We start from the raw sequence: 13,369 nt of genomic DNA on the forward strand, positions 1-13,369 counted from the left end.
GGGGCCTTCTGTCAGATCTCTACGCGCTGTGGTGTCAGCGGGCGAAGTTGCCGCGGTAGAACTCGTACACCCAGCCGACGATTGCGATCAGGAAGAGCGCCACACCGATCGGGAGCAGGAAGTGACCGACCGCGAGCCCCGTCAGGAAGACGGTCGCAGAACCGGCGAGCACCAGGGGCCACCAGGACCACGGTGCGAACTCGCCGACTTCGGGGTCACCGTCGTCGATGTCCGAGGTGAGCACATCCTCGGGCAGCTCGCCGCCCTGTGCACGATAGGTCTTGCGAAGGTAGATCGCGATCATGGCGCCCATGAAGGCGACGAACAGCAGGGCGACGGTGCCGACCCACTCGATGTAGCCGTGGAACGGGTCCAGCAGGCTCCACGCGGTGTAGACCGCTGCCGCGATCACGAAGAACACGGTGATGATCCACCAGAGGACGATATTGCTACGCATGTGCTACTTGGCCTCTCCTGCTGCGGCGGCCGGCGCCGCGACGGGGTGCTCGGCTGCCTCGGGGTGGTTCAGGTCGAACGCGGGACGCTCGCTACGGATGCGCGGGATCGACGTGAAGTTGTGTCGCGGCGGCGGGCACGACGTGGCCCACTCGAGCGACGCGCCGTAACCCCACGGGTCATCGACCGTCACCTTGGGCGCCTTGCGAGCCGTGATCCAGACGTTCAGGAAGAACGGCAGCATCGAGGCACCGAGGATGATGGCACCGATCGTGGAGACCTGGTTGCCCCACTCCCAGTTGTCGTACGTCGAGTAGTCGGCGTAACGACGCGGCATGCCGTCGACGCCCAGCCAGTGCTGGATGAGGAAGGTCATGTGGAAGCCGATGAACAGCATCCAGAAGTGGATGTAGCCGAGGCGCTCGTTGAGCATGCGTCCGGTCCACTTCGGCCACCAGAAGTAGAAGCCGGCGAACATGGCGAACACGACCGTACCGAACACGACGTAGTGGAAGTGCGCGACGACGAAGTACGAGTCACTGAGGTGGAAGTCCAACGGCGGCGCGGCCAGGATGACACCGGTGAGACCACCGAAGACGAACGACACCAGGAAGCCGAGCGAGAACACCATCGGGGTCTCGAAGGTCAGCGACCCTCGCCACATGGTTCCGATCCAGTTGAAGATCTTCACACCCGTCGGCACGGCGATGAGCATCGTCATCAGTGCGAAGAACGGCAGCAGTACACCACCGGTGACGTACATGTGGTGCGCCCACACCGACACGGACAGCGCGGCGATCGCGATGGTCGCGTACACGAGCGTCTTGTAACCGAAGATCGGCTTGCGGCTGAAGACCGGGAAGATCTCGGAGACGATGCCGAAGAACGGCAACGCGATGATGTACACCTCAGGATGTCCGAAGAACCAGAACAGGTGCTGCCACAGAAGCACACCGCCGTTGGCGACGTCATAGGTGTGTGCGCCCAGGATGCGGTCGGCAGCAGCCGCGAACATCGCCGCTGCAAGGACGGGGAACGCCATCAGGATCAGCAGGCTCGTCACCAGCGTGTTCCACGAGAAGATCGGCATGCGCCACATGGTCATACCCGGGGCACGCATCGTGATGATCGTGGTGATGAAGTTCACCGCACCGAGGATCGTGCCGAAACCGGACATACCGAGCCCGAGCATCCAGAGATTGCCACCGACACCTGGTGAGAACGAGGCGTTGGCCAGCGGCTGATATGCGAACCAACCGAACGACGCCGCACCCTGCGGGGTGAGGAAGCCGGCGACCGCCATGATCGAGCCGAAGCTGAAGAGCCAGAATGCGAAGGCGTTCAGACGCGGGAACGCGACATCGGGTGCACCGATCTGCAGCGGCAGAATGGCGTTCGCGAAGCCTGCGAACAGCGGCGTCGCGAACATCAGCAGCATGATCGTGCCGTGCATCGTGAACAGCTGGTTGTACTGCTCCTTCGTGGGCACGATCTGCATGCCGGGAGCGAACAGCTCGGCGCGGATGATCAGCGCCATCACACCGCCCAGCAGGAAGAACAGCACCGAAGAGATCAGGTACATGTACCCGATCGTCTTGTGGTCGGTGGACGTGATCCACTTGACGAGGACGTTGCCCTTCTGCTCCACACGCGTGGAGGACAGGAGCGCGGCCTGCCGAGGCGGCAGGGTGCTCGGACGCGCGCCCTGCGCCGTGTTGGGTTCAGCTGTGGTGGTCATGGCTTACTCCTCTTCCTCGGCGTCCGTGCTCGCGCCGGTGCCCGGGAGATTGCTGAGTCGATCGTAGGAGTCTGTGATGTCGCCGGTGTTGCCCTCGGCGCGCAGCGTCTCGAGGTAGGCGTCGTACTCGTCCTGCTCCACGACCTTCACGTTGAAGAGCATCATCGAGTGGTACTCGCCACAGAGCTCGGCGCACTTGCCGTCGAACTCGCCGACACGGGTCGGGATGAACGACCAGGAGTTGTCCTTCCCGATGTACATGTCCTTTTTGTACAGGAAGTCGATGATCCAGAAGGAGTGCACGACATCGCGCGACTGGAGGTCGATCTTGACCTTCTTGTCGACCGGCAGCACCAGCGTCGGGAGCTGCTCGCGGTCGAAGTCGCCCGCCTCGTCCGGGTGCGCCTGCGTACCCATGGTCCAAACGGCGTCGGAGTTGTCCTCTGCCTCACCGTCGTACTGGAAGTCCCAAGCCCACTGCTTGGCGATCGCCGTGACCTCGACGTCGACCTCGTCATCGGACCACTGGGTCTCGATCGCGGTCTGGTCGCGCGCGGTGAAGAAGAACATCGCCAGCACGAGGATCAGCGGGATCACCGTGTAGAGGATCTCGATCGGCATGTTGTAGCGCAGCTGCACGGGCAGACCGGTCTGACCCTTGCGACGGCGGTACATGACGACCGCCCACCCCATCAGACCCCACGTGATGAGGCCGACGATGAGCAGAACGATCCACGAGGTGACCCACAGACCAGCGACGCGCTCGGTCTGGTTCGTTGCGGCAGTGCCGTCTTCTACGAAGCCCGGGAGGAACCCATGCAGTTCGGTGGGAGTACATCCCGCCAGAACCACAGCTGCTGCTACTCCCAGCGGGATAGCAGCCCAACGAAGGCGGCGTTTCGAGGGCACGATGCACCTTTCAGATCTCGGACAGGAGCGAATTCAAGTCTAGGGCAATCTCACACCCTATTCATGCCAACCACGCAGGTTGGCCGGGCTCAGTGGAAGCTGTCACCGCACGCGCAACTGCCTGCGGCCTGGGGATTGTCGATCGTGAAGCCCTGCTCCGAGATCGTGTCCTTGAAGTCGATCGACGCGCCGTCCAGGTACGGAATGCTCATGTTGTCGATGATCACCTCGACGCCGTCGAAGTCGACCGTCTCGTCGCCCTCGAGGTAACGCTCGTCGAAATAGAGCTGGTAGATCAGTCCGGAGCATCCACCGGGCTGGACGGCGACACGCAGTCGCAGGTCGTCGCGCCCTTCCTGCTCGAGAAGGCTCTTGACCTTCTGAGCTGCCGCGGACGTGAGGGAGACACCGTGCGCAGCGGTGCTCTCCGAGGTCAGGGTGGTGTCGGTCATCTCAACTCCTTGCAATCGGCAGCACGGCCTGCTGCACATGCTCGATCCTACCGCCGGTGCCTGCGGGGCGGGCGGGCCCGGCCCGCCCGCCCCGGTCGCGTCAGGATGCCGCGTCGCGGTCGTTCATCCGCGTCAGCATCAGTGCCTCGGTGCGGATGGCGTTGCGGAACGTCTCCAGATGCAAGGACTCGTTCGGGCTGTGCGCCCGGGAGTGCGGGTCTTCCACACCGGTGACGAGGATCTGGGCGGCCGGGAACTCGCGCACGAGGTCGGCGATGAACGGGATAGATCCTCCGATTCCGAGATCGACCGGTTCCGCCCCATAACCGTCTGCCATGGCGCCGCGTGTGAGCTCCACCGCCCAGCCGGAGGTATCGACCAGGAATCCGTCGCCCAGGTCGACGTCCGAGAACGTCAGCTCTGCGCCGAACGGCGCGTGGGCACGCAGGTGCGACTCGATCGCGGCGTACGCCTCGGCCGCGTCCTGTCCCGGCGCAACGCGCGCGCTGATGACGACGCTGACCTCGGGAAGGAGTGTGTTGGATGCTTGCGCGACGCTGGTCGCGTCGATGCCGGTGATCGTGATGGACGGCTTGTTCCAGATGCGACCGAAGATGTCGTCGCGCCCCACAGGGGTGGCGTCGGGCAGCAGCCCGGTCTCCTCGCGCAGCGTCTGCTCCGTGTACGGCGGTGTGGTGGCATCCCGCGCGCCCATCCCGGTGACCGCGACCGCCCCGTCGGCGTCCCAGAGCGTCGCCAGCAGCGTGACCGCCGCCATCATCGCGTCGGGTACGGCTCCACCGAACATCCCCGAGTGCGAGGCGTGCTCGAGCGTGCGCACTGTCAGGGTGAAGCGCGCGTTGCCCCGCAATGAGACAGTCAGGCCCGGCGTGTGCGAGTCGAGGTTTCCGGAGTCGGCGACGACGATGGCATCCGCCCGCAGGGCATCGGCGTTGTCGCGCAGGAACCGGGCGAACGAACGGGAGCCGTACTCCTCCTCGCCCTCGATGAACAGGTTCACCCCGAGATCGAAGTCGTCGCCCAGGGTTTCGCTGACCGCGCGTAGCGCGGCGATATGCGCCATGATGCCCGCTTTGTCGTCCGCGGCTCCGCGACCGTACAGCCGACCATCGCGTACCGTCGGCTCGAACGGCGGCGTCTCCCACAGTTCGTCATCCCCCGGGGGCTGCACGTCGTGGTGGGCGTACAACAGGATCGTCGGCTTTCCGTTTCGCGCGGCCCGGGTGGCCAGCACGGCGGGCTGGCCGAGCTCTTCGGTGTCGTCGACGTGTGCGCGCAGCACGCGCACGTCGTCGAAGACGCCGGTGCCGCGGGCGAGCTCCGCGACAGCATCCGCGCTGCGCTCGAGCTGGGTCTGATCGAATGCCGGCCACGCGACACCGGGAATGCGCACCAGAGCGCCGAGGTCAGACAGCGCGGCGGGGACGCCGAGAGCGACGGCGTCGAGGACAGCGGATTCGGATGCTGGCAGAGCCTGCGATGAGGACGAGGTCATGCGAGTAATCTTAAGACGAACCCGATACCGAACTGAGGTCGAACGTGTCCAAGCCCATGCCCGCAGCAAACGACGACGCCCCCGAGACGCCCGCCGTCGGCAAGGGGCGCGCCACTCCGACGCGCGCCGAGCGCGAAGCCGCCAACCGGCGCCCGCTCGTCGCGAACACCAAGGAGGCCCGTGCGGCGGCGAAGGCCGACCTGCAGGCGCGACGCGAACGCGCGCGCATTGGCATGGAGAACGGCGAGGACCGCTACCTTCCGGCGCGTGACAAGGGTGAGCAGCGCCGCTGGGTGCGCGACTACGTGGATTCCGGCTGGCACGTTTCCGAGTGGCTGATGGCCGCGATGCTTGTCGTGATCATCCTCAACCTGGTGCCGATCCCTGCCGTGCAGATCTACGCCATGGTCGCTCTCTGGGCGTACATGCTGCTGGCGATCGGCGACATGGTGCTGCTGAACTTCCGCGTCAAGCGCAAGATCGACGCCAAGTTCGGCGCCGACCGCCGCGAGAAGGGCCTGGGCTGGTACGCGGCGATGCGCGCCCTGCAGATGCGCTTCATGCGTCTGCCGAAGCCTCAGGTCAAGCGCGGCCAGCGCCCGGCGTGATCGCGCGGAGGCCGCGGTTGATCTGCCGCGCCCACAGCGGCCCCTGGTACAGAAACGCCGTATAGCCCTGCACCAGGGTCGCGCCGGCGTCCAGCCGCCGCTGCACGTCTTCGGCCGTCTCCACTCCCCCGACGGCGATCACGCAGAAATCAGCCGGAACGGCGGCCTTGACGACCGCGAGCACCTCGAGTGAGCGTTCCTTCAGCGGTGCGCCCGACAGCCCGCCCGCACCCGCCGCCTCGACGACGGCAGCGTCTGTGTGCAGGCCGTCCCGGGCGATCGTGGTGTTGTGCGCGATGATGCCTGCCAGACCCTCATCGACGGCCAGACGTGCGATGGCCTCGATCTCATCATCCGGCAGGTCCGGTGCGATCTTGACCAGCAACGGCGTCGACCCGGCGGCCTCCCGCACGGCGCGCAGCAGCGGCGCCAACGTCTCGACGGCCTGCAGACCGCGCAGACCGGGGGTGTTCGGCGACGACACGTTCACGGCGAGATAGTCCGCCAGTGGTGCCAGCTTCGATGCCGAGGCGACGTAGTCGGCGACAGCATCCTCGACCTCGACCACGCGGCTCTTGCCGATGTTGACGCCGATGACCGCACGGGGTGCGCGGCGGCGCAGCTTCCGTAGGCGCCGTGCGGCAGCATCCGCTCCCTCGTTGTTGAAACCCATCCGGTTGATCACGGCGCGGTCGGGCACCAGACGGAACAGCCGCGGCTTGGGGTTGCCGTCCTGCGGAATGGCCGTCACGGTGCCGATCTCGACGTGACCGAACCCGAGCGCGTCCAGGCCGCGCACACCCACGGCGTTCTTGTCGAAGCCCGCGGCGACACCGAACGCAGACGGGAAGGTCAGACCGAGTGCGTGCACCTGCTGCTCAGGCGTCGGAGCGGTGATCGCACGAGCCGCCCACGAGAACGGGCGCGCGCCGACGACGCGGATGACCGCCATGGCGGCGTGGTGAGCGAACTCCGGGTCGAAGCGCGTGAGGACGTGGCGGAAGAACAGTGAATACATCACTGCCAAGGCTACCGCCCGGTCGACTCCTGCTCTGCCGCGGCGCGGTCGGCCCGGAGGGAGCCGATCGCCGATTCGAAGTCCTCCAACGAATCGAACTGCTGGTACACGCTGGCAAATCGCAGGTACGCGACCTCATCGAGCTCGCGTAGCGGCCCGAGGATCGCGAGACCGATCTCATTGGGATCGAGCTGCGACACACCCGTCTGCCGCACGGCCTCCTCGACGCGCTGGGCGAGCACGGCGAGGTCGGCCTCGGTGACCGGGCGTCCCTGGCACGCTTTGCGCACACCCGTGATGACTTTGTCGCGGCTGAAGGGCTCCATGACCCCCGAGCGCTTCATGACGACCAGGCTCGCCGTTTCGGTCGTCGAGAAGCGTCCCCCGCATTCCGGGCACTGCCGCCGACGGCGGATGGAGAGCCCGTCGTCGCTGGTGCGCGAATCGATGACGCGGGAGTCCGGGTGACGGCAGAACGGGCAGTGCATGATCCCTCAGCGTACCTCGTGGCCGCCGACGGACTCGGCGAACCGCGCATCGACGGCGTCGCCGTGGCCGGGCAGCAGTTCGGCCGCGGCCAAGGCGACAACCCCGGCGCGTACTTCGGAGAGCGCGGCGTGGTCGTACTCGATCACCTGTTGCGGACGCAGGAACGTGTACGCGCCCAGGCCCGGGGCATAGCGCGCCTGTCCCCCGGTTGGCAGCACGTGGTTGCTGCCGGCGAGGTAGTCGCCGAGGCTGACCGGGGTCTGGTCGCCGACGAAGACGGCACCGGCGCTGGTGAAGCGCTCGGCGGCTGCGGCGGCGTCGCTCAGGTGCAGCTCGAGGTGTTCGGGCGCATAGGCGTTGCTGAAGGCCTCGGCCATCGCGCGGTCGTCGACGAGGACGATCGCCGACTGCGGGCCCGCCAGTGCTTCCGCGACGCGCGCGGCGTGAGTGGTGGATGCTGCCTGCCGGGCGACCTCGTCGGCGACGCGCTGCGCGAGCTCGGACGAGTCGGTGACCAGCACGGCCGAGGCCTGCTCGTCGTGCTCGGCCTGACTGATGAGGTCGGCGGCGATGAGGCGCGGGTCGGCGTCGGCATCGGCGACGATGAGGATCTCGGTGGCGCCCGCCTCGGAATCGGTGCCGACGACACCGGCGACGGCGCGTTTGGCCGAGGCCACGTAGTTGTTGCCGGGGCCGGTGACGACGTCAACGGGATCGAGATCGAGGTCGGCGACGCCGTGGGCGAGCGCGCCGATGGCTCCGGCTCCCCCGATGGCGTAGACCTCGTCGATGCCCAGCAGCGCGGCGGCGGCGAGGATCGTCGGGTGCACACGCCCCTCGTGACCGGCCTGTGGCGGCGAGGCGAGGGCGATCGAGCGCACACCCGCAACCTGCGCGGGGACGACGTTCATGATCACACTGGACGCCAGCGGCGCCTTGCCGCCGGGAATGTAGACGCCCGCCCGGTTGATGGGTTGCCAGCGCTGCGCGATGCGTGCTCCCGGCCCGATCTCGGTGACCCGCGGCTCCGGTACCTGTGCGGCCGACGCCCTGCGCACACGTGAGATGGCCTTGGTCAGGGCTTCCCGCACGGCCGGGTCGACGGATTCGGCAGCCTCGGCGAGGTGCTCGGCCGGCACACGGATGGCGTGTCCGGTGACACGGTCGAAGCGCTCGGCCTGCTCGCGCAACGCTGCCTCGCCGCGCACGCGGACGTCCTCGACGATGCGCGCCGCGGTCTCGAGCGCTTCGCTGCGCGCCTGAGTCGCTCGCGGCACAGCGGCGAGCAGGTCGGCGGGTGCGAGCTGCTGCCCGCGAAGATCGATGGTGCGCATGTGCTCAGCCTCTTGTGATGTCGGTGATGTCGTGCAGGTAGCCGATCCGCCCGTCCTCATGGCGGACGACGTAGGCGCCCCCGCGGTCCTCGATGACGAGCGTCCACGCGTGCGGGCCCACCCGGAACAGCGTGTGACCGCGTTCATCGAGAACGTCCCGCTCTGTTGCTGCGAGAACCCAGAACGGCTCGGCTCCCACGGGTCCGGGAGCGGCCCCGGCGGTGGTGCCGGCGCCGGCCGCGCCGGTGAACGGCCGGTCGACCGTCGTCTCGACGTCGTCGGCGAAGATCTGCTCGAGCACGCCGACCGGATCGGTGTGGTGGTCTTTCTGGTGGTCCGCCTGAGGCACCTCGTCGAAGGGCACCTCAGTGTCGTCGGATGCCGTCGTCGGCGTCTCGTCGGATGCCGCGAGCTGATCCGAGCCATCGATGTGGAGGGATCGCGTCGCATCGAGTGAGTCGGCTTCCCGAGCCGGAGTATCGGCGGCATCGACCTCGCCGGCCGTGGCCTCAGGCTCCGCGATGGCTTCGTCCTCGACGGCGGCGTTCTCGACGGCGGGTTCACCGGCATCCGCAGCATCCGCGGTGTTCATGGAACGCACGCGCGGCGCGCGGGCGACCACCGGACGAACAGGGTTCGCATTGCGGTGGGCGAGCGTCTCCATCCGTCCCTCGAAGTCCTCGCGCAGCCCGGGAATCAGCGGAGCGAACACGGTCACGACGACCATCCCGGCCAGCGCCAGCTGCGCCACAATCACGACCCAGCCGACGGCGTACACGCCCGTGCCGATCGTGACGGCGACCTGAGACCAGAGCAACTGGGCCCACGAGACCGCGGCCACGGATGCGGCGACCGAGGCGAACTGGTCGATACCGAGCGACCCAACGCGGCGGATGCCGTCGGGCGAGAGCCTGCGCAGCACGACCAGGAAGACGGCGACCGTCGGCACACCGATCGTCAGGATCCACCCGATTCCCGTGGTCCAGATCGAGCCACCGACGATTCCGACGGGAAAGAACGACACGACGAAGGCGACAAACCAGGTGCCGATGATCAGAAGCTCACGCAACGTGAACCCGAAGATGCCCGTCTCGGGCTGCACCTGGTCTTCGTACAGCACGGCTCCGTCGACGTCCTCGACACGCTCGGAGTCGCCGAGTGCCGCGGGCACGCCCGCGAGCGGCCCGTCGCTGGGCGGGAGATTCGTGGTGTCGTGGCTCATCGAACAGGTCCTTTCGTCGCTGCAGGCGTCGTGGTCGGTTCGCACGCGAGAAACGATCCTATCGACCCCGACTGGCGGTGTGCTGCGCGATGTCGTTCATCCCAGACAGGTCGGTCCAAGCAGCGACTTGAGATCGCCGAACAGGTCGGCCGAGATCTTCACGGGCATCGGCACCTCGAACACCTTCGCGGTACCGCCACGGTGCACGCGCAGCAACACCTCGGTTTCACCGGCATGGCGCTGCAGCACCATCGCCAGGTCGTTCATCACCCGCTCGGTGGCCCGCTGCTCGGCGACCAGCAACGAGAGCGGTCCCGCGGCATCGAACGAACCGACGTCCGGTGTGAACGTCGACTGCGCGTGCAGGTTGAGCCCGTCGTCGCGACGCGAGACCCGTCCGCGCACGGCGAGAATCGCGTCCTGCTGCAGCGTGTGCTGGAACTCGGTGTAGGTCTTGCCCATGAACATGACCGTCACCTCGCCGTTGAAGTCCTCGACGGTGATCATGCCGTAGGGGTTTCCGCTGGCTTTGGCCACCCGGTGCTGAACGCTGGTGACGAGGCCCGCGACGGTGACCTGATCACCGTCCTGCATGTCCTCCGAATTGAGCAGGTCGTGGATCGAGATCGAGGCGTGCTTGGCCAGCGGCACCTCGAGACCCGCGAGCGGGTGATCCGACACATACAAACCGAGCATCTCGCGCTCGAAGGCGAGTTTGTCCTTCTTGATCCACTCGGGACGCTCCGGCACTTTGGCCGGCGGCGCACCCTCGATGTCGTCGTACAGGCTGTCGAAGTCGAAGCCGATAGCCCCCTGGGCCTCGTTGCGCTTGCGGTCGACAGCAGCCTCAACGGCATCCTCATGGATCTCCACGAGCGCGCGCCGCGTGTCACCCATCGAGTCGAACGCGCCGGCCTTGATCAACGACTCGACAGTGCGCTTGTTCGAGACATGCATCGGCACACGGTTCAGGAAATCGTGGAACGACGTGTACGGCCCCTCCTCGCGCGCGCCGACGATACCGTCGACGACGTTGCTGCCGACGTTGCGCACGGCACCGAGCCCGAAGCGGATGTCCTCCCCGACGGCGGCGAAGAAGTTGATCGATTCCGACACGTCGGGCGGCAGCACGCGGATGCCCATGCGGCGGCACTCGTTGAGGTAGAGCGCCATCTTGTCCTTGGAGTCGCCGACGCTGGTCAGCAGCGCCGCCATGTACTCGGCCGGATAGTGAGCCTTCAGATAGGCCGTCCAGTACGACACGACGCCGTACGCGGCGGAGTGTGCTTTGTTGAATGCGTAGTCCGAGAACGGCAGCAGGATCTCCCACAGCGCGTTGACGGCCTCGTCCGAGTACCCGTTGGCTTGCATGCCGGCGTGGAAGCCCGCGAACTGCTTGTCGAGCTCGGATTTCTTCTTCTTGCCCATCGCGCGGCGCAGAATGTCTGCTTGGCCGAGCGAGAACCCGGCAACGCGCTGGGCGATGGCCATCACCTGCTCCTGGTAGATGATGAGGCCATAGGACTCTTCCAGGATGTCGGCAAGTGATTCGACGAACTCCGGGTGGATGGGGGTGATCGGCTGCTGCCCGTTCTTGCGGAGCGCGTAGTTCGTGTGCGAGTTCGCCCCCATCGGCCCCGGGCGGTACAGCGCGATGAGTGCCGAGATGTCCTCGAAGCTGTCGGGTCGCATCAGGCGCATCAGGGCGCGCATCGGCCCGCCGTCAAGCTGGAAGACGCCGAGTGAGTCGCCCCGGGTGAGCAGTTCGTAGGCGGCACGGTCATCGAGCTCGAGGTGTTCGAGGTCGATCTCTTCGCCGCGGTTCATGCGAATGTTGTCGAGCGCGTCCGAGATGATCGTCAGGTTGCGCAGCCCGAGGAAGTCCATCTTGATCAGGCCGAGCGCCTCGCACGACGGGTAGTCGAACTGCGTGACGATCTGGCCGTCCTGCTCGCGCTTCATGATCGGGATGATGTCGAGCAGGGGCTCGGACGACATGATCACACCGGCGGCGTGCACGCCCCACTGCCGCTTCAGCCCTTCCAGGCCGAGCGCACGATCGAAGACGGTCTTGGCCTCGGGATCGGTGTCGATCAGGGCGCGGAACTCGCTGGCTTCCTTGTACCGCGGGTGTGCGCTGTCGTACATACCGCTCAGCGGCATGTCCTTGCCCATCACGGGCGGCGGCATCGCCTTGGTCAGACGCTCCCCCATGCTGAACGGGAAGCCCAGCACTCGACCGGCATCCTTGAGAGCCTGCTTCGACTTGATGGTTCCGTAGGTGACGATCTGCGCCACGCGTTCGGAGCCATACTTCTCGGTGACGTACTCGATGACCTCGCCGCGGCGACGGTCGTCGAAGTCGACGTCGAAGTCGGGCATCGAGACGCGGTCGGGGTTGAGGAACCGCTCGAAGATCAGACCATGTTCGATGGGATCGAGGTCGGTGATCTTCATGGCGTAGGCGACCATCGATCCGGCACCGGAGCCACGGCCCGGACCGACGCGGATGCCGTTGTCCTTGGCCCAGTTGATGAAGTCGGCGACGACCAGGAAGTAGCCCGGGAACCCCATCTGCAGGATGATGCCGGTCTCGTACTCGGCGCGCTGGCGCACGGCGTCTGAGATGCCGTTCGGGTAGCGGTAGTGCAGACCCGCCTCGACCTCTTTGACCAGCCAGCTCTCCTCGGTCTCACCGTCGGGAACGGGGAAGCGCGGCATGTAGTTGGCCGAGGTGTCGAACTCGACGTTGCAGCGTTCGGCGATCAGCAGCGTGTTATCGCACGCCTCAGGGTGGTCGCGGAACAGCTGGCGCATCTCTTGCGCCGTCTTGATGTAGTAGCCGTCGCCGTCGAACTTGAAGCGGTTCGGATCGTCCATCGTCGACCCCGACTGCACACACAGCAACGCTTCATGGGCATCGGCCTCGTGCTGGTGGGTGTAGTGCGAGTCGTTGGTCGCGACCAGCGGGATTCCGAGGTCCTTCGACAGCCTCAGCAGATCGGTGATCACCCGACGCTCGATCGACAACCCGTGATCCATGATCTCGGCGAAGTAGTTGTCTTTGCCGTAGATGTCCTGGAACTCGGCGGCGGCGGCGCGGGCTGCATCGTACTGGCCCAGCCGCAGACGGGTCTGGATCTCGCCGGACGGGCACCCCGTGGTGGCGATCAGCCCCTTGCCGTAGGTCTGCAGCAGCTCGCGATCCATGCGCGGCTTGAAGTAGTACCCCTCGATGCTCGAGAGAGAGCTGAGCCGGAAGAGGTTGTGCATCCCGGCCGTGTTCTCAGCCCACATGGTGGTGTGCGTGTACGCGCCGGAGCCCGAGACGTCATCGCTCTTCTGGTCGGGGGAACCCCACGCGACGCGCGACTTGTCGCTGCGGTGCGTGCCCGGGGTGACGTACGCCTCGAGCCCGATGATCGGCTTGACGCCGGCGGACTTGGCCGCGTTGTAGAACTCGAACGCGGCGAAGGTGTTCCCGTGGTCGGTCACCGCGATCGCGGGCATGCCGTAGTCGGCGGCGGCCTGGGTCATCGAGGCGAGCTTCGCGGCACCGTCCAGCATCGAGTACTCGCTGTGGACATGCAGGTGCACGAAGGAATCGGATGCCATGCCTCGAGCCTA

Annotated in this window: 11 protein-coding genes; 1 reads left to right on the top strand and 10 read right to left on the bottom strand. The window is 66.5% G+C overall.

Annotated elements, in window-relative coordinates; translation table 11 throughout:
* Positions 1-34: 34 nt before the first annotated feature.
* The 5 genes from ACLD0U_RS07640 to ACLD0U_RS07660 all read right to left on the bottom strand — a co-directional run bounded on the left by ACLD0U_RS07640 (position 35) and on the right by ACLD0U_RS07660 (position 5,071).
* Positions 35-457 carry a cytochrome c oxidase subunit 4 gene (locus ACLD0U_RS07640; protein WP_179410551.1) on the bottom strand — a complete coding sequence of 141 codons (423 nt, stop codon included), beginning with the start codon at positions 455-457 and terminating at the stop codon, positions 35-37.
* Between the two features lie 3 nt (positions 458-460).
* Positions 461-2,194, bottom strand: coding sequence for a cytochrome c oxidase subunit I (ctaD, locus tag ACLD0U_RS07645; protein ID WP_179410550.1), 1,734 nt, complete (start codon positions 2,192-2,194; stop codon positions 461-463).
* A gap of 3 nt (positions 2,195-2,197) precedes the next feature.
* The gene (gene coxB, locus ACLD0U_RS07650; protein WP_179410549.1) at positions 2,198-3,103 is read right to left on the bottom strand and encodes a cytochrome c oxidase subunit II; all 906 of its coding nucleotides are present in this window, start codon (positions 3,101-3,103) and stop codon (positions 2,198-2,200) included.
* A gap of 89 nt (positions 3,104-3,192) precedes the next feature.
* Positions 3,193-3,555, bottom strand: a complete 363-nt coding sequence (erpA, locus tag ACLD0U_RS07655; RefSeq protein ID WP_179410548.1) for an iron-sulfur cluster insertion protein ErpA — start codon at positions 3,553-3,555, stop codon at positions 3,193-3,195.
* Between the two features lie 100 nt (positions 3,556-3,655).
* A complete protein-coding gene (locus ACLD0U_RS07660) occupies positions 3,656-5,071 on the bottom strand; it encodes a dipeptidase (protein WP_410340224.1) in 1,416 nt (471 codons plus the stop codon).
* A 56-nt stretch (positions 5,072-5,127) separates the two neighbouring features.
* Here ACLD0U_RS07660 and ACLD0U_RS07665 point away from each other — a divergent pair, with 56 nt between their 5' ends.
* Complete coding sequence (locus ACLD0U_RS07665; RefSeq protein ID WP_179410546.1) at positions 5,128-5,679, top strand: DUF3043 domain-containing protein; 552 nt, start codon at positions 5,128-5,130, stop codon at positions 5,677-5,679.
* On the opposite strand, the gene ACLD0U_RS07670 is transcribed toward ACLD0U_RS07665, so the two are convergent.
* The 5 genes from ACLD0U_RS07670 to dnaE form a co-directional block, all read right to left on the bottom strand.
* Positions 5,654-6,697: a quinone-dependent dihydroorotate dehydrogenase gene (locus ACLD0U_RS07670; RefSeq protein ID WP_410340280.1), complete on the bottom strand. Its 1,044-nt coding sequence runs from the start codon at positions 6,695-6,697 to the stop codon at positions 5,654-5,656. The two genes, ACLD0U_RS07665 and ACLD0U_RS07670, sit on opposite strands and share 26 nt — an antisense overlap.
* A gap of 11 nt (positions 6,698-6,708) precedes the next feature.
* The gene (nrdR, locus tag ACLD0U_RS07675; RefSeq protein ID WP_179410545.1) at positions 6,709-7,185 is read right to left on the bottom strand and encodes a transcriptional regulator NrdR; all 477 of its coding nucleotides are present in this window, start codon (positions 7,183-7,185) and stop codon (positions 6,709-6,711) included.
* Between the two features lie 6 nt (positions 7,186-7,191).
* On the bottom strand, positions 7,192-8,520 hold the full coding sequence (gene hisD, locus ACLD0U_RS07680) for a histidinol dehydrogenase (RefSeq protein ID WP_410340225.1): 1,329 nt from the start codon (positions 8,518-8,520) through the stop codon (positions 7,192-7,194).
* Positions 8,521-8,524: 4 nt separating this feature from the next.
* Positions 8,525-9,742, bottom strand: a complete 1,218-nt coding sequence (locus ACLD0U_RS07685; RefSeq protein ID WP_410340226.1) for a hypothetical protein — start codon at positions 9,740-9,742, stop codon at positions 8,525-8,527.
* A gap of 96 nt (positions 9,743-9,838) precedes the next feature.
* Positions 9,839-13,357 (bottom strand): DNA polymerase III subunit alpha, encoded by a 3,519-nt coding sequence (gene dnaE, locus ACLD0U_RS07690; RefSeq protein WP_179410543.1) that lies wholly within the window; start codon positions 13,355-13,357, stop codon positions 9,839-9,841.
* Positions 13,358-13,369 lie beyond the last annotated feature (12 nt).

The sequence above is a fragment of the Microbacterium sp. 2216-1 genome (assembly GCF_046507855.1).
GTDB classification, from domain to species: Bacteria; Actinomycetota; Actinomycetes; order Actinomycetales; family Microbacteriaceae; genus Microbacterium; species Microbacterium esteraromaticum_C.

Excerpts from the sequence above, each read along its gene's own strand:
- nrdR (WP_179410545.1), bottom strand. The coding sequence starts at position 7,185 with ATGCACTGCCCGTTCTGCCGTCACCCGGACTCCCGCGTCATCGATTCG.
- ACLD0U_RS07685 (WP_410340226.1), bottom strand. The coding sequence starts at position 9,742 with ATGAGCCACGACACCACGAATCTCCCGCCCAGCGACGGGCCGCTCGCG.
- dnaE (WP_179410543.1), bottom strand. The coding sequence starts at position 13,357 with ATGGCATCCGATTCCTTCGTGCACCTGCATGTCCACAGCGAGTACTCG.
- ACLD0U_RS07660 (WP_410340224.1), bottom strand. The coding sequence starts at position 5,071 with ATGACCTCGTCCTCATCGCAGGCTCTGCCAGCATCCGAATCCGCTGTC.
- ctaD (WP_179410550.1), bottom strand. The coding sequence starts at position 2,194 with ATGACCACCACAGCTGAACCCAACACGGCGCAGGGCGCGCGTCCGAGC.
- ACLD0U_RS07640 (WP_179410551.1), bottom strand. The coding sequence starts at position 457 with ATGCGTAGCAATATCGTCCTCTGGTGGATCATCACCGTGTTCTTCGTG.
- erpA (WP_179410548.1), bottom strand. The coding sequence starts at position 3,555 with ATGACCGACACCACCCTGACCTCGGAGAGCACCGCTGCGCACGGTGTC.
- hisD (WP_410340225.1), bottom strand. The coding sequence starts at position 8,520 with ATGCGCACCATCGATCTTCGCGGGCAGCAGCTCGCACCCGCCGACCTG.
- ACLD0U_RS07665 (WP_179410546.1), top strand. The coding sequence starts at position 5,128 with ATGCCCGCAGCAAACGACGACGCCCCCGAGACGCCCGCCGTCGGCAAG.
- ACLD0U_RS07670 (WP_410340280.1), bottom strand. The coding sequence starts at position 6,697 with ATGTATTCACTGTTCTTCCGCCACGTCCTCACGCGCTTCGACCCGGAG.